Origin of the sequence: Streptomyces sp. NPDC048566 (assembly GCF_043199735.1) — a bacterium.
GTDB lineage: Bacteria > Actinomycetota > Actinomycetes > Streptomycetales > Streptomycetaceae > Streptomyces.
Genome location: NZ_JBICWL010000007.1, coordinates 211,768 through 227,834, shown reverse-complemented (window position 1 = coordinate 227,834; position 16,067 = coordinate 211,768). Strand labels below are relative to the sequence as shown.

Annotated in this window: 12 protein-coding genes; 1 reads left to right on the top strand and 11 read right to left on the bottom strand. The window is 75.0% G+C overall.

What is annotated here, in order from left to right:
* Positions 1–724: 724 nt before the first annotated feature.
* From ACGFS9_RS14860 to ACGFS9_RS14830, 7 genes are all read right to left on the bottom strand, one after another.
* Positions 725–3,697: an SNF2-related protein gene (locus ACGFS9_RS14860; RefSeq protein ID WP_393253347.1), complete on the bottom strand. Its 2,973-nt coding sequence runs from the start codon at positions 3,695–3,697 to the stop codon at positions 725–727.
* A gap of 503 nt (positions 3,698–4,200) precedes the next feature.
* Entirely contained in the window at positions 4,201–4,782 is a 582-nt protein-coding gene (locus ACGFS9_RS14855; protein ID WP_393253346.1) for a sugar kinase, read from the bottom strand.
* Positions 4,779–5,966, bottom strand: coding sequence for an ROK family glucokinase (locus ACGFS9_RS14850; RefSeq protein ID WP_393253344.1), 1,188 nt, complete (start codon positions 5,964–5,966; stop codon positions 4,779–4,781). The genes ACGFS9_RS14855 and ACGFS9_RS14850 overlap by 4 nt, the downstream gene beginning before the upstream one ends.
* A 197-nt stretch (positions 5,967–6,163) precedes the next feature.
* Positions 6,164–6,988: an ATP-binding cassette domain-containing protein gene (locus ACGFS9_RS14845; protein ID WP_393253342.1), complete on the bottom strand. Its 825-nt coding sequence runs from the start codon at positions 6,986–6,988 to the stop codon at positions 6,164–6,166.
* The gene (locus ACGFS9_RS14840) at positions 6,985–8,034 is read right to left on the bottom strand and encodes an ABC transporter permease (protein WP_393253340.1); all 1,050 of its coding nucleotides are present in this window, start codon (positions 8,032–8,034) and stop codon (positions 6,985–6,987) included. Before ACGFS9_RS14840 ends, ACGFS9_RS14845 begins: the two co-directional genes overlap by 4 nt.
* Positions 8,031–9,035 (bottom strand): sugar ABC transporter substrate-binding protein, encoded by a 1,005-nt coding sequence (locus tag ACGFS9_RS14835; protein WP_393253339.1) that lies wholly within the window; start codon positions 9,033–9,035, stop codon positions 8,031–8,033. The genes ACGFS9_RS14840 and ACGFS9_RS14835 overlap by 4 nt, the downstream gene beginning before the upstream one ends.
* Positions 9,036–9,273: 238 nt before the next feature.
* Complete coding sequence (locus tag ACGFS9_RS14830) at positions 9,274–10,038, bottom strand: GntR family transcriptional regulator (protein ID WP_393253338.1); 765 nt, start codon at positions 10,036–10,038, stop codon at positions 9,274–9,276.
* Positions 10,039–10,140: 102 nt separating this feature from the next.
* On the opposite strand from ACGFS9_RS14830, the gene ACGFS9_RS14825 reads away from it, so the two are divergent.
* On the top strand, positions 10,141–11,154 hold the full coding sequence (locus ACGFS9_RS14825; RefSeq protein WP_393253336.1) for a Gfo/Idh/MocA family oxidoreductase: 1,014 nt from the start codon (positions 10,141–10,143) through the stop codon (positions 11,152–11,154).
* A gap of 49 nt (positions 11,155–11,203) precedes the next feature.
* On the opposite strand, the gene ACGFS9_RS14820 is transcribed toward ACGFS9_RS14825, so the two are convergent.
* The 4 genes from ACGFS9_RS14820 to alc form a co-directional block, all read right to left on the bottom strand.
* On the bottom strand, positions 11,204–12,379 hold the full coding sequence (locus tag ACGFS9_RS14820) for a cytochrome P450 (RefSeq protein ID WP_393253334.1): 1,176 nt from the start codon (positions 12,377–12,379) through the stop codon (positions 11,204–11,206).
* Between the two features lie 46 nt (positions 12,380–12,425).
* Positions 12,426–13,097, bottom strand: coding sequence for a response regulator (locus ACGFS9_RS14815; RefSeq protein ID WP_393253333.1), 672 nt, complete (start codon positions 13,095–13,097; stop codon positions 12,426–12,428).
* 304 nt (positions 13,098–13,401) lie between these two features.
* Positions 13,402–14,682 carry a sensor histidine kinase gene (locus ACGFS9_RS14810; protein ID WP_393253479.1) on the bottom strand — a complete coding sequence of 427 codons (1,281 nt, stop codon included), beginning with the start codon at positions 14,680–14,682 and terminating at the stop codon, positions 13,402–13,404.
* A 191-nt stretch (positions 14,683–14,873) separates the two neighbouring features.
* Positions 14,874–16,004, bottom strand: coding sequence for an allantoicase (gene alc, locus ACGFS9_RS14805; protein ID WP_393253331.1), 1,131 nt, complete (start codon positions 16,002–16,004; stop codon positions 14,874–14,876).
* Positions 16,005–16,067: the final 63 nt, after the last annotated feature.

Here is a 16,067-nt window from a genome sequence, read left to right as displayed (position 1 = left end):
CGCGGCGGGCTCACGCGGGTCGGCGGGACGGCCGGGTCCGTCGGACGCGTGGGCTCGGCCGGCCCCGTCACGTCCGTCGGCTCGGTCGGCTGTGACGGCTCCGGCGCGCCTGCCGAGCCGGTCGTCCGCGGCGCCTCGGCCCGCTGTCTCGGCTGGGTCGGCTGCGTCGGCTCCCCGTTCGGCCCGGCAGGCGCGTCGGAGGCCCGCGTGCTGTGTCCGGGCGGCAGTGCCCGTCCGCGCGCGCCGGGCGTGGGCGCCTCCCGGGCGGCGGCAGCGGAGGCGCCCTCGGCCGGTCCGGGTGCGGCCGAGCGGGCGGCCGTGGCGCGGGCCGCCTCGGTGGCCCGGCGCAGCGCCTCCCGCGCCGCGTCGCCGGGGCGCGCCCGGGTACGCTCGCCGGCCGGTCCGGTCGCCTCGGACGGACCGCCGGTCTCGCCTGCGGGACCGGCGGCGTCACCGGCCGGTCCCCCGGCCGCTCCCGTCGGGCCGGCGGCAGCGCCGGAGGCGGCGGCTTCGCCGGAGGTGTCCGCCCCCGGGCGGGACGGTGCCCCGCCGTCCCGCGCGCGGTCCCGTGCCCGTGCGGCCCGCAGCGCCCGGCGGGCCGCGTCGGCCGGACGGTCGCCTGGCGCCGGGCGGGGCGGGTCGGCGTTCCCGGCCGCTCCGGTCGACTCGTCCGGTGCGCCGGAACCGGTGGCCGCCGTGGTGCGCTCCTCCCCCTCGGCCGCGCTCATGCCTGCCTCCGGAGGGAGACGAGGTCGGTGAGTTCGCGGTCGGTCAGTTCCGTCAGCGAGGCCTCGCCGGAGCCGAGGATCGCGTCCGCGAGCGCCCGCTTGGCTTCGAGCATCTCGGCGATGCGGTCCTCCACCGTTCCCTCGGTGACGAGGCGGTGGACCTGCACGGGCTGGGTCTGGCCGATGCGGTAGGCCCGGTCGGTGGCCTGTTCCTCGACCGCGGGGTTCCACCAGCGGTCGAAGTGGACGACGTGTCCGGCGCGGGTGAGGTTGAGGCCGGTGCCCGCGGCCTTGAGGGACAGCACCAGGATCGGGGTCTCACCGCTCTGGAAGCGGTCCACCATGCGTTCGCGGTCGGCGACCGGGGTGCCGCCGTGCAGCAGCTCGACCGGGACGGCGCGGGCGGCGAGGTGGGCGGTGATGAGGCGGGCCATGCCGACGTACTGCGTGAAGACGAGGGCGGAACCGTCCTCGGCGAGCAGGGTGTCCAGCAGTTCGTCCAGCAGGGCCAGCTTGCCGGAACGGTCGGAGGGGCCGCGGGCGGCGTCCCCCGGGGCCTCCTTCAGGTAGAGCGCGGGGTGATCGCAGATCTGCTTGAGGGAGGTCAGCAGCTTCAGCACGAGTCCCCTGCGGGCGATGCCGGCGCTGGTCTGGATGGCGAGCAGCGACTCGCGGACCACCGCCTCGTACAGGGACGCCTGTTCACGGGTGAGCGGGACGGGGTGGTCGGTCTCCGTCTTGGGCGGGAGCTCGGGGACGATGCCCGGGTCGGACTTCCTGCGGCGGAGCAGGAACGGGCGGACGAGCCGGGCCAGCCGCTGCGCGGCCTCGTCGTCCTCGCCGTTCTCCACGGCTCGGGCGTGGCGGGCGCGGAAGGACTTGAGGGGGCCGAGCAGGCCGGGGGTGGTCCAGTCCAGCAGGGCCCACAGCTCGGAGAGGTTGTTCTCCACCGGGGTGCCGGTGAGGGCGACCCGGGCGGGGGCCGGGATGGTCCGCAGCGCCTTCGCGGTCGCCGAGTAGGGGTTCTTCACGTGCTGCGCCTCGTCGGCGACGACCATGCCCCAGGGCTGCTCGGCGAGCCGGGCCGCGGCCGAGCGCATGGTCCCGTAGGTGGTGAGGACGAAACCGGTGTCGAGACCGGCGAGGGTGCGTTCGGGTCCGTGGAAGCGGCGCACGGGGGTGCCGGGGGCGAAGCGGGTGATCTCCCGCTGCCAGTTGCCGAGCAGGGAGGCGGGGCAGACCACCAGCGTCGGGGCGCTGTGGGCGCGCCGCAGGTGGAGGGCGATGAGTGTGATCGTCTTGCCGAGTCCCATGTCGTCGGCCAGACAGCCGCCGAGGCCCAGGGAGGTCATGAGGTCCAGCCAGGCCAGGCCGCGCAGCTGGTAGTCCCTGAGGCGGGCCTGGAGACCGGGAGGAGGGTCGGCCGGGGCGAGCCCGGCGGTGAGGCGGTCGCGCAGGGTGGCGAGGGCTCCGACGGGAACGGCCTCGACGGTCTCGCCGTCCACCTCGGCGGTGCCGGTGAGGGCGACGGAGAGCGCGTCGACGGGGTCGAGCAGGCCCAGTTCGCGCTTGCGTGCCTTGCGGACGAGCGCGGGGTCGACGAGCACCCACTGGTCGCGCAGCCGGACAACGGGCCGGTGGGCCTCGGCCAGCGCATCCATCTCGGCCTCGCTGAGCGGGTCGCCGCCGAGGGCGAGCTGCCAGCGGAACCGCAGCAGGTCCTCGCTCTCGAAGAAGCCGGTCCCGTCCGTCGCCGAGCCGGGCGCGGGGCTGACCACGGCGGCGGCGCTGAGGTCCTGGGCGAGGTCCCGCGGCCAGTGGACGGCGACGCCGGCCGCGCCGAGCCGGGCCGCGGCGACGCCGAGGAGGTCGGACAGCTCGTCCTCGGCGAGCGCGAGGACGTCCGGGACGGGCTGCTCCGCCAAGCGGTCCAGCGGGGGCCAGACGCGGGCGGCGCGGCGGACGGCGAGGGCGGCGTCGACCTGCGTGCGGGGCCCGAAGGCGTCGGCGGCCTCGCCCGCCCACAGGGCCGCGGCGTCGACGACGAGCGTGGGGTCGGCGAGGCTGTGGACCTGGACGACGGCGGCGCCGGCGCGGCGGGCTCCCTCGCCGTCGTCGAAGAGCTGGTGGGCCGACAAATCCAGGCGGAGGGAGATCCGGACGCCCGCGTCCATGCCGGCGGCGACCTCCGCGGCCCAGGCGTGGGCGCCGGGCAGGCGCTGGGGTCCCCGGGCGGCGAACGCCGGGCCGGTGACGTGGGGGGCGGCGGGGGTGCGGGGCAGGGTGTCGGCAACCGCGTCCAGGAAGGACCGGACGAGCGCTTCCGGCTCGGGCAGCCGAAGGGGTCCGCTGCCGGTGAGCGGTACGGCGTGTCCCTCGGGGGGCAGGGCCCCGGCGACGGCCCGCAGGTGGGCGATGTCGTCCTGGTCGAGTGGGCCGGCGCGCCAGGAGTCGAGGCCGTCCGGGGTGAGCCCGGGGAGCAGCCGTCCGCGGGCGGCCAGGTGGAGTGCGTGCAGTGCGGCGGCGCCCCAGCAGGCGGTGGCGGGATGGGCGGCGGGGTCGCGTCGGGCGGCCGCGAGCAGGGGCAGGGCCTCGGCGACGGAGAGGGTGCGCGCGGGCACGGTGGCGCGGCGGACCCCGCTCCCGTGCGGACGGACGACGGTGAGCACGGCCCGGTCCGGGACCTCGGGCCGCGCGTCCGCGGCGGGCGCGGCCTCGTCGTCCCGCTCGGAGGGGGTGCCCGGGTCCAAAGCCGCGGCGGAGGCCGCCGGGGCGCCGTCCGGGTCCCAGAACGCGATCCGCCCCCGCCGGGGCGGAGAGGCGGGGAGGTAGACGGCCGCCAGCCGCACGGAGGGGGCCGGGCCGGCGGCCGGGGGTCGGTCGGGGCGGAGGGGCGGTGAGGGCGCCGCAGCCGGTGCGGTCCGGACCTCCGCCACCCGCTCGTCCACCGCTTCCACGGCGTCACGCATACGTCCGGTCACCTCCCGCCCCTCGGTCGTGTCATTCGTCCTCGACTCTACGGGCGGGGTCGGACAATCGGCTCCCGCGACCGTGCGGGGCCGGGCCGGGTCGCGCCGTGGTCCGGGCGGTCCGGCGGATCGCGGTGCGGGGAACCCCGCGAACGCGCCGCGCGCAGCGGTGCCGGTACGGGCACCCGGGGCGCGGGGGCGCGAGGACCTCCGTCCCGGGCCACCACCTGCGGGGCGCACGGCGTGCGCGGCGACGCGCGTCCAAGGGGGGCTGTTTCGGGCCCGCGGCACTCGGCACTCCGCCCGGGGCCCGGGCCTCCCGGCGCCGGAATTCTCCGGGGAGCCGGGGCCTCCCGGGCCGCGGGGCGGGCTCCGGAGCCGACGGGCCGATCGACCGCCCGGCCGCACCGCGACGCGAGCACGGCGCGAGGCGAGCGCGACGGCGAGGCGCTGGGCATCGTGTCGTTCGGCGGGGGCGTCCGGCGGGCGGCGTCCGGCGGGGGTCAGGGGATGGTGCGCGACACGACGTAGACCATGGGGTGTCCCGGCTCGGAGCGGTTCACGACGATGTCGCGGGTGGGAGCGGGGTCCTTCTGGTGGTGGACGAGGCCCGACCAGGGGCCGGGGCCGGTGAACTCCCAGCCCACGACCTTCTGGTCGCGGTGGCTGATGGTGATGTCACCGCTCTTGAGGTCCGTGCCGGTCGTGCCGACGTTCTTGAGGAAGTCGTCGAGGTCGGCGTCGGTGGTCTTGAACTGGACGTAGAGGCGGCTGGTCTTCCAGTTGTTGGTCTCGTAGTACGCGACGTCGGTGGAGCTGCCCGGGACCGGGATCTGGTAGAGGCGGCGCTGGACGCGGGAGGGCCAGCCGGCGGTGAGGCCGGTCGCCGAGTACTTCTCCTCCTTGTCCTTGCCGCTGTCGCGGCTCTGGTTGGCGGAGATGACCAGATAGCCGGCCGGCACGCCGATGAGGACGACGATGATGAGCAGCGTCAGGGCGCGGCGGCGGAACCGGTGCCGCGGGTCCTCCGGGGTGCCTCCGGGGCCGTCGGGGGAGGTCGCCTGGCGGGGCAGCGAGGCCGTCACATCGACTCCCCGCCGGTCGTGCGGCGGGCGGCGGCGTAGCGCTCGTACCGCTCGTGGCGTTCCACACGGCGGCGGTTGGCGCGCCGGAAGCGGCGGGCGACCAGGCGGGCGAGGTCCGCGGCGCCGACCATGCCGGCCTCGGGCCCGAGCTGGGCGCGGGCGATGCGGGCCTCGGGGCGGTAGCCGCGGCCGGTGAGGTGGCGCCGGAAGGCGTCCCGGGCGGGTCCGATGAGCAGGTCGTCGGCGGCGCTGACGCCGCCGCCGACGACGAAGCAGGAGGGGTCGAGGGCGGCGGCCAGGTTCGCGATGCCGACGCCGAGCCACTGGCCGATGTCCTGGAGGAGTTCGATGCACATGGCGTCGCCCTCGCGGGCCAGCTCGGTGATCATCGGGCCGGTGATGTCGCCGATGCTGCCCTTGACGTGCTCGATGATCCCGTAGGCCACCGGGGAGTCGGCGGCGGCGAGCTCGCGGGCCTCGCGGACGAGCGCGTTGCCGGAGCTGTACTGCTCCCAGCAGCCGCGGTTGCCGCACGGGCAGCGGTGGCCGCCGGGCACGACCTGCATGTGGCCGAACTCTCCGGCGACGCCGAACTTGCCGCGCTTGACCTGGCCGTCCTCCAGGATCGCGCCGCCGATGCCGGTGCCGAGGGTGATCATGACGAGGTGGTCCTCGCCCCGGCCGGCGCCGAAGCGCCACTCGGCCCAGGCCGCAGCGTTCGCGTCGTTGTCGACGAGCACGGGCACGGCGAGGCGGCCGGCGAGGCGGTCGCGCAGCGGCTCGTTGCGCCAGGACAGGTGCGGGGCGAAGAGGATGCGGTTGCGGTCGGCGTCCACCCAGCCGGCCGCGCCGATGCCGACGGCGTGCACGTCGTGCCGGTCGGACAGGTCGAGGACCAGTTCGAGGATGGTGTCCTCGACGACCTTGGGGCTCTTGGACTTGTCCGGCGTCTCGGCGCGGACCTTCTCCAGGATGTTGCCGTCGGCGTCCACGACGCCCGCCATCACCTTCGTGCCGCCGATGTCGATGCCGACGGTGGGCACGCGGGGCGCCGTCAGATGGGAACGGCGCTCGCGGGTGCCGACGGTCCGCAGGACGGTGGCCCGCGCGGAGCCCATCGAGGTGCCCCCCGCCCGAGCGGAGCCGAGAGCCCGGGGGAGCGCGAGGTCGCGGTAGGTGCTCATCGCGCCGATTCTGCCTTACGCCGCGCCCCGGCCGCATCGCAGGAACGCCGGTGCCGCAGTGGCGGGCGGGTCACTCCGCGTCCGCCGCGGGCACCGGCCGCCGGTCGTGGGGGCGGCGGACGCGGAGGGAGCCCGGGGGCCGCGCGGGTCCGGGGCGGGCGGTTCGGGGCGGCCGGCCGCGGGGCCGCCCCGGACCGTCACGGGGTGCGGTTCTCCAGTTCGTGCCGCAGGTCGTCGAGTTCGCTGCCGCCCGCCATCTGGCGTGTCAGCTCGTCGAGGGTGATCTCCTCGCGGGTGTGGCTGCCGGCCATGGCGCCGCGCTTGAGGAGGACGAAGCGGTCGCCGACCAGGTACGCGTGGTGCGGGTTGTGGGTGATCAGGACCACACCCAGTCCGGCGTCGCGGGCGGCGGCCACGTACTTGAGGACCACGCCGGACTGCTTCACCCCGAGCGCGGCCGTCGGCTCGTCGAGGACGAGGACCTTGGCGCCGAAGTGGACCGCTCGGGCGATCGCCACGCACTGCCGCTCGCCGCCGGAGAGGGTGCCGATCGGCTGGTCGACGTCGCGCAGGTCGATCCCCATGCGCAGGAGTTCCGCGTGGGTGGTGCGGCGCATGTGGTCGACGTCGAGGTGCTTGAAGGGGCCGACGCCCTTGCGGGGCTCGGAGCCGAGGAAGAAGTTCCGCCAGACGGGCATCAGCGGGACGACGGCCAGGTCCTGGTAGACCGTGGCGATGCCGAGGTCGAGGGCCTCGCGCGGGGAGGCGAGGCGGGTGTCCTCGCCCTCGATGCGCAGGGTGCCCGCGTCGTGCCGGTGCCGGCCGGCGATGATCTTGATGAGGGTGGACTTGCCCGCGCCGTTGTCGCCGAGGACGCAGGTGATCTCGCCCGCGTGGACCTCCAGCGACACGCCTGCGAGGGCGCGGATGTTGCCGTAGTACTTGCCGACGTCGTCGAGTTCGACGAGCGGCGTCCGGTCCGCGGCGGCGGCTTTGCCGGTGGTGGGCGTGTCGGTGGTCACTTCGTCGCCTCCGCGCGCTTGCGGACCCAGTGGTTGAGCAGGGTCGCGAGGAGCAGCATCACGCCGAGGAAGAACTTGAACCAGTCCGGGTTCCACTCGGCGAAGACGATGCCCTTGCTGACCATGCCGAAGATGAGGGCGCCGACGGCCGCGCCGACCGCGGAGCCGTAGCCGCCGGTGATCAGGCAGCCGCCGATGACGGCCGCGATGATGTAGATGAGTTCGTTGCCGACGCCCTCGCCGGACTGGACGACGTCGAACGAGAACAGCAGGTGCTGGCCGGAGATCCAGGCGCCGAAGGCGACACCCATGTAGAGGCCGATCTTGGTCTTGTCGACGGGGACGCCGACGGCGCGGGCGGCCTCCTCGCCGCCGCCGACGGCATAGATCCAGTTGCCGACGCGGGTGCGCAGCAGAATCCAGGTGGCGACCGCCACCAGGAGCAGCCACCACACGATGGTGATCTTGAAGTCGACTCCGCCGACGGTGAGCGTGGAGGCGAAGACGTCCTTGGCGGAGGAGAACCCCTCCATGTCGGAGATCGACTTGGTGGAGACGGTGCCGCTGATCAGCTTGGTGAAGCCGAGGTTCATGCCGGTCAGCATGAGGAACGTGCCGAGGGTGATGATGAAGCTCGGCGGGTCGGTCCGGGTCAGCATGACGCCGTTGAAGACGCCGATGGCCAGGGTGACCAGGAGCGACACGAGGACGCCGACCCAGACGTTGGCCGTCATCTGGTAGCTGAACATCGACGAGATCAGCGCGGAACTGGTGACCATGACGCCCGCGGACAGGTCGAACTCGCCGCCGATCATGAGCAGGGCGACCGGGACGGCCATGATGCCGATGGTCGAGGCGGCGTAGAGGACGGTGCTGAGGCTGGAGGCGCGGACGAAGCTGTCGGCGAAGACGGCGAAGAAGACGAAGACGGCGACCGCGCCGACCACGGAGCCCAGCTCGGGGCGGCTCAGCAGCCGGCGCAGCGGCGAGGTTCTCAGCAGGCGCTCGTCGGTGCCGGGGCCGGGCGCCGGGGCGGTGGCGGTCATCGGGTCCCCCGGTCCGTGTACTGCGCCAGTTCCGGGGCCTGGTCCTTGGTGATGATCTGCGGCCCGGTGAGGACCGGCTTGCCGCCGCCGAGGACGTCCGCGTTGTACTTGTACAGCCAGAGCAGGTCCACGGCCTCGTATCCCTGGAGGTAGGGCTGCTGGTCGACGGCGAAGCCGAGGGTGCCGTCCTGCAGTTCGGCGGCCACCTTGGCGTTGAGGTCGAAGGTGTCGATCTCGGCCTTGCTGCCGGCGTCCTTCCTGGCCTTGACGGCGGTGTCGGCGAAGGGGGCGCCGAGCGTGACGACCGCGTCGATGGAGTGGTCGGCCTGCAGCTTGGCACCGATGGAGGACTGCACGTCCGGCATGCTCGTGCCCTGGACGTAGATGTTCTGCACCGTGCCGTGGAAGGTCTTCTTGACGCCGGCGCAGCGCTGCTCGTGGCCGACGTTGCCCTGCTCGTGCAGGACGCACAGGACCTTCTTGCGGCCGCGCTTGTTCAGTTCGTCGCCGACGGCCTCGCCGGCGACGGTCTCGTCCTGGCCGATGTGGGTGAGCGCGCCGAAGGACGTGGACTCGGCGGAGCCGGAGTTCACCGTGACGACCGGGATGCCGGCCTTCCGGGCGCGGGCGACGGCCGCCTTCATGGCGTCGGGCTTGGCCAGGGTGACGATGATGCCGTCGACCTTCTTGTCGATCGCGGCGTCCACGAGCTGGGCCTGCTGCTGGGCCTCGTCGTCGTGCGAGTAGAGGAAGTTGATGTTGTCCTTGACGGCGGCCTGCTTGGCGCCGCTCTGGACGATGTCCCAGAAGGTGTCGCCGTCGCCCGAGTGGGTGATCATGGCGAAGGTCCAGCGGGGCGTGTTCACCGCGGCCCTGCCCTGGGCCGCGGCGGCCTTGCGGGCGTCCTCGGCCCGCTTCCCGCCGGTGCTGCTGCATCCCGCGAGGGTCAAGCTCAGCGCTCCCGCGAGCGCGATGCCTACCCAGGTCCGAGTCCGTGCCACGAGGCCGTGCCCCTTCTTGCGTGCGTCTTGGTGCCGGGCCCTGCGGTCCTGCCCGGGGGCCGTTCCGCAGGCCCAGTCGGACCGGTGGTGCACCGGCCCAAACGCCCCAGTATCGAACACGGGGGCCGCCACGGGAACAGTGGGTCCCGGACGCGGTGTGTTCGGGCGGCCGGGCCGTGCGGTCCCGGCGGTGCGTCCTCGCGGCCCGGCGGCCGTCACCGGAGCGCGGGCGGGCGCCTCACGGCCGCACGAGGAGCTGGAACTCGAAGGAGTAGCGCGAGGCGCGGTAGACGTGGCCGGCGAACTCCACGGCGCGGCCGGTGTCGTCGAAGGTGGTGCGCTCCATGGTGAGCAGCGGCGCGCCGGCCGGTTCGCCGAGCCGCCGGCCCTCCTCCTCGGTGGCGGCGCGGGCCCCGACGGTCTGGCGGGCGCTGTGGAGGGTGATGCCCGCCGCGCGCAGGAGCCGGTAGAGGCCGGTCGTCTCCATCCGCTCGCCGTCCAGGTCCAGCAGGCCGGGGGGCAGGTGGTTGCACAGGTACGCGATGGGCTCGCCGCGCGCGAGGCGCAGCCGCTCGACGCGGTGGACGTCGCCGCCCTCGGCGACCCCGAGGGCGGCGGCGACCTCGGGGGAGGCCGGCTCGACGGTGTTGACCGTCACCCGGGTGGCGGGACGCAGGCCCGCCGATTCCAGGTCGTCGTAGAGGCTGCTCAGCTCCAGGGGCCGTTTGACCTGGCTGTGGACGACCTGGGTGCCGACGCCGCGGCGGCGGACGAGCAGGCCCTTGTCGACGAGGGCCTGGATGGCCTGGCGGACGGTGGGACGGGACAGGCCGAGCCGTCCGGCGAGGTCGATCTCGTTGCCGAGGAGGCTTCCCGGGGTGAGCGCTCCGCGCTCGATGGCCGCCTCCAGCTGCCGGGACAGCTGGAAATACAGCGGGACCGGACTGCTGCGGTCGACGCTGAGCTGGAGCGACGCGGTCGGGTGCGCATCTGGTTTCGGCACGGCCCCGAGCGTAGCTCCGTGAGATGTTGACGGGAAGTTGTGAGGTTCGGTTGTCCGGACAAAGCATTGACAGGGTGGCGGGTGGAGCCTCACTTTGTTCCCATGCGCATCGGACTGATCGGAGCGGGGCGTATCGGGACGTTCCACGCCGCGACGCTCAGCCGCCACCGCGAGGTCGGCGGCTCCCTCATCGTCACGGACGCGGACCCGGCGCGGGCCCAGCGGCTGGCGGACCGCCTCGGCGCGACGGCGGCGCCGAGTGTGGACGAGATCTTCACCTGGGGTGTGGACGCCGTGGTCATCACCGCGGCCACGGCGGCGCACGCCGAGCTGATCGGCCGGGCGGCCCGCTCCGGGCTGCCGGTCTTCTGCGAGAAGCCCATAGCGCTCGACCTGGCGGGCACCCTGAACGCGCTCGCCGAGGTCGACGCCGCGGGAACGGTTCTGCAGATGGGGTTCCAACGCCGTTTCGACGTCGGCTACACCGCCGCCCGGGAGGCGGTGCGCTCCGGCCGGCTGGGGCGGCTGCACACCGCCCGGGCGATCACCTCCGACCAGTCGCCGCCCCCGGCCGGCTATCTGCCGCTGTCCGGCGGCCTCTACCGCGACTGCCTGATCCACGACTTCGACATGCTGCGCTGGGTCACCGGCCGGGAGGTCGTCCAGGTGTACGCGGTGGGGTCCGACGCGGGGCCCGCCATGTTCCGGGAGGCGGGCGACGTCGACACCGCGGCGGCGGTCCTCACCTTCGACGACGGCCTGCTCGCCACGGCGACGGCCACCCGGCTCAACGGCGCCGGCTACGACGTCCGCATGGAGCTGGCCGGCGAACGCGACCAGATCGGCGTCGGCCTGGACGACCGCACACCCATCGCCTCGACCGAACCGGCCGGCCCTCCGGCCGCCGACAAGCCCTGGACGGGGTTCCTGGAGCGCTTCGGTCCCGCCTACCAGATGGAGCTGGCCGCCTTCGTGGAGGTGGTGCGCGGCGAGCGGGCCAACCCCTGCGACGGCCGCGAGGCGCTGGAGGCGCTGCGCATCGCCGAGGCGTGCGAGCTGTCCCGCCGTGAACGCCGCCCGGTGTCGCCGGCGGAGATCCCGGGCGGCCGGAACTGACGCGGTCCGCGGCGGACGGACACCCCGTCCCCTCCCGCCGCGGCCGGTGTCACCACCGCACCGGCACCCGGCGGGCCCCGCGCATCAGCATGCCGGGCAGCCAGCCGCCCGGCGGGCCGTCGGGGGCCAGGTCCGGGCAGCGCTCCAGCAGGGAGCCGAGCGCGACCCGGGCTTCGAGCCGGGCCAGCGGTGCGCCCAGGCAGTAGTGGATGCCGTGGCCGAAGGCCACATGGCCCCGGGTCTCGCGCCGGATGTCGAATCGGTCGGGTGCCGGATAGCGCGTCCCGTCGCGGTCGGCGGCGGTGAGGCCGATCATCACCGCCTCGCCCGAGGCGATCGCCGTGCCGCCGATGTCGAGGGGCTCCGCGGCGTAGCGGAAGGTGGCGTTCTCCACCGGGCCCTCGTAGCGCAGGGTTTCCTCGATCGCGGCGTCCAGCAGCGTCATGTCGGCACGCAGGGCGGCCAGTTGGGCGGGATGGGCGAGCAGCGCGCGGACCGCGCCGGCGATCAGGTTGACCGTCGTCTCGTGGCCGGCGACGAGCAGCACGAAGGCCATGCCGCGCAGTTCCAGCGGCGAGAGGCGGTCACCGTCCTCCGCGGTCGTGCGGATCAGCCCGCTCAGCAGGTCGTCCGCCGGGCCGGAGCGCCGCTTGTCCTCGATCAGCCCGTCCAGGTAGGCGGCGAGGCCCTCGAAGGCGGCGTACTCGCTCGCGGCGTCCGCGGGAGCGACCGCCTCCGTGGACAGCGCGCGGAAGGCGGCCCGGTCCGGCCCCGGCACCCCCAGCAGCTCGCAGATGACGGTGAGCGGAAGCGGGTAGGCGAACGACTCGACCAGGTCGGCCCGGCCGCGCGGCAGCATCGCGTCGAGCAGTTCGTCGGTGATCGCCTGGATCCTCGGGCGCAGCGCCGCGATCCGCCGGCCGGTGAACCCGCGGGCGATCAGGCCGCGCAGCCGGGTGTGCACGGGCGGGTCGGCGGCCAGCAGATACGGGCCGATCAGCTCCTCGTCGAGGAAGCTGATGCCGATCTTCCGCGCGTCCTTGGCCAGCCGCGGGTCGGCCAGCGCGGCCCGCGCCTCGGCGTGGCCGACGACGAGCCAGGTCTCGTGGCCCGCGTCCGGCGGCGGCAGCCGCACCCGGTGCACCGGGCCGAGCGCGCGCAGCGCGGCATAGACCGGGTGCGGGTCCTCGGTGAAGCCCGCCCCGTACTCCCCCAGATCGATCATGTCCTCCCCCTCCGCTCTCACATCGCCCAACGCGCGGGGCGGACGCTCAGTGCCCGTCGCCGTCCAGGAGTCCGGCGTCGTACGTCAGCAACGCGACCTGGACGCGGTTGTTCAGGCCGAGCTTGGCGAGGATGCGGGAGACGTGGCTCTTGACGGTGGCGACGCTCAGGAACAGTTCGGCGGCGATCTCGGCGTTGGAACCGCCCCGGCCCACCGCGACGGCGACCTCGCGCTCCCGCTCGTTGAGCGCGGCGATCCGCCCGCGGGCCGCGGACCGGCGGGCGTCCGCGGTGGACCCGGCGGCGTGTTCCATCAACCGGCGTGTCACCGCGGGCGACAGCACCGGATCCCCGGCCGCCACCCGGCGCACCGCGTCCAGGATCTCGGCCGGCGGCGTGTCCTTCAGCACGAATCCGGCCGCTCCCGCGCGCAGGGCGCGCAGCACCTGCTCGTCGGCGTGAAAGGTGGTCAGGACCACGATCTGCGGCGGGTTCTCGCGGGCGCGCAGCCGTTCGGTGGCGGTGAGCCCGTCGACGTTCGGCATCCGGATGTCCATCAGGACGACGTCGGGCCGGGTGCGCTCCACCAGGTGCTCGGCCTCGGCGCCGTCGGCCGCCTCGCCGACGATCTCGACGTCCTCCGCTCCGCCCAGCATCAGGGACAGTCCCGCCCGCACCAGGGGGTCGTCGTCGACGAGGAGCAGTCGCATCGCAGTCATCCCCCCACCCAACCAGGTCCCGCCGCCTTGCTCCGCTCCTCCCGTCCCGCCGCCGCGGCCCGCTCCCCCGGCTCCTCGGGCTGACGCCGTCCCGGCCGGGGGCGGCGCCGCCGTCCGCGGCTCGCCGAACGCCGAGAAACGCGGCCTCCGGGCGGGAGAGGGCGGGGCAGGCGGCGCCCTCGGGGTGCGTCCGGACGCGGTCGCGGACGAGGGCCCGTGCCGTCACGGCTCCCGAGGGTCGCGCCCGGGCCCCTCCCGGGTGGCACCGGGCCGGGGCCGGACGCCACCGCTCGGGCGCCCGCCCTCACGGACCCGGCGTGCCCCACGGCAGCCACGCGTCCACCCGGAAGCCCCCGTCCGGCCCGGCGCCGTGCTCGATCCGCCCGCCCGCGAGCGAGGTCCGCTCCCGCAGGCCGATCAGCCCCTGCCCGGACCCCGGGACGACGGGCACCTCGCCCGGCGGCGCGGGATGGGCCACGGACACGGTCAGGCCGTCCCCGGCCGCTCCCAGCACCGACACGGCGACCTCCGCGCCGGGCGCGTGCTTGCGCGCGTTGGTCAGCCCCTCCTGCACGATGCGGTACGCGGTGCGCCCGACGGAGGCGGGCACGGCGCCCGCGTCGGCGACCCGGCTGTCGAGGGCCACCTTCATGCCCGCCGACCGCGACTCGGCGACGAGGCCGTCGAGCGCCGCCAGGGTCGGCTGCGGCCGTCCGGCGTCCTCGGCGTCGGCGGCCCGCAGCACGCCGATGATCTCCCGCAGGTCCTGGAGGGCCTCGTGGGCGCTCTCGCGGACGACGCCGGCGGCCCGGGCGACCTCCTCCCGGGGCGCGTCGGGCCGGAACTCCAGGGCCCCGGCGTGCACGCTCAGCAGCGTGAGCCGGTGCGCCAGCACGTCGTGCATCTCCCGCGCGATGGCCTCCCGGGCGAGCCGCTGCGCCTGCTCGGCGCGCAGCTCCGCCTCGGTCTCGGCCCGCCGGGCCCGGTCGCGCAGGCTCAGCACGAGCTGCCGCTTGGAGCGCACGAACATGCCCCAGCCGACGACCGCCGAGGTGAGCAGCGCGCTGACGGCCAGGGCGACGGGATAGGAGAGGTCGGGGTCGGGCCGCACCAGCAGGTAGGCCGGGAGCAGGGCGATCTCCGCGCCGGCGATCCAGGCGACGTAGCGGAAGGGCCGGTGGACGGCGAGGGTGAACAGGGCGACGAGTCCGGCACCGCCCGAGGTGGTCGAGACGAGCCCGACGGGGATCAGCGCGACGGCGAGCCCGAGCGGCCAACGACGGCGGAGCCAGACCGCCAGGCAGGCGAGCCCGCCGAGCAGCTGGTCGGCGACGGCCAGGGCGTGCGGGGTGCCGGGGTCGTCGGCCAGGGTGCTCGCCGCCGCCATGCCCACCGCGACGGCGAGCAGGAAGCAGCCGACGTCGACGATCCAGTCCCGCACCGTGCGCCGGGGCCGCCCCGCGCGCCGGTCCTCACCGGCGTCGGGGCCCAGTTCCGCCGCCACGGCGGACGGCAGCAGCCAGCGCCGGGCGGGCAGGGCCGGCGCCGGGACGTCGCGCGGCCCCCGGACCGGTTCGTCATCCATCACGGTCGACAAATCTACGCAGCCGGGACCGCCGGCACCTCCCCGCGAGCGCTTTCACCATCCGAAGTCGGTGGCATGGGGGACTTTGGGACGAGCGCCCGCGGGCCGGCCGCGTCGTTCGCCGGGGCCGGCCCGGCGAATGGCGCGGCACGGGGCCGGGCCGGCGCCGCACCGACCGGAGGGACGGCGGTTCAGCCGCCCAGCTCCTGGTGGCGGGCGGCCAGCCGCGCCTCGCCGTCCTGCGTCAGGGAGCCGAACAGGCGCAGGCGGGAGATGCCGCCGTCCGGGAAGATGTCCACGCGCGCGTGCGTCCCGACGACCGGGGTGTCGAGCGTGAAGCGGTGGTTGGTGTCGGGCTGGAGGCGGGTGCGGGGCAGCGCCTCGGTCCACTCCCCCGTCTCGCCGTCGCGGACCGACACCGAGGCCCAGCCGGCGCTGTTGCCCTTCAGGTACGCCGTGTCGATCTCGACGGCGCGGATCGCGGACCGCCCGGCGAGCCGGTAGCGGATCCAGTCGTTGCCGTCGTCGCGGCGGCGGCGGGTCTCCCAGCCGTCGTCCATCTTGCGGGAGCGGCCCGGCTGGATGGTGTTCGTGGCCGGGGAGTAGAACAGGTCCGAGGCGTCCTCGACCCGGCCGCCGTTCTCCAGCGCCACCACGTCGAAGGTTCCGAGGGCGGACAGCCACCGCGGATCGGGCACGACCTCGCCGTAGACCCGCAGCCGGGCGATGCCGCCGTCGGGGTGCTGGTTGACGCGCAGGTGGGTGAAGCGCTGCTCGGCCTCGACGGCGAACCCGTTGGCCGCGTGCCCGCCGACCGCCGTGCGCGGTACGAGGGTCGTCCACTTCACGTCGTCCGCGAGGAGTTCCTCCGGGGAGGGCGAGCCGGCCACCGAGGTGCCCTCGACGGACACCGCCTGCGGGTAGTTGCCGCGGAAATGGGCCGTGTCCACCACGATGCCGCGCACGACGCCCGGCGCGCCGAGGCGCACCAGCGCCCAGTCGTGGTCCTCGGCGGTGGGCCACGGGTGCTCGGCGGAGACGCCGCGGCGGCGCCGGGTCTCCCAGCCGTCCATGATCTTGCCCTTGTGGCCGAAGTGCTCGGGGTCGAACTCGGCGGCGCCGGGCACGAGGAGGTTCTCCCGCTGGGCGAAGAACTCGTCGTTGGCGGCCACCACGCCGGCGCCGAGCTGCCGGTCGGCGAGGTTGGCGTACCGGGTGAAGGGGAAGTCGGCGGTGCGGTAGTCCGCGTACGGGTCGCCGCCTCCGTAGGGGTTCGCGTCTCCGGTGAAGGTGGCCAAAACGGGTGGGCGCTGCGCCGTCACGATGATCGATCTGCCTTTCGGGGTCGGCCGTTGGGGATGCGGATGCGGGTGCCGGAGTGCGGT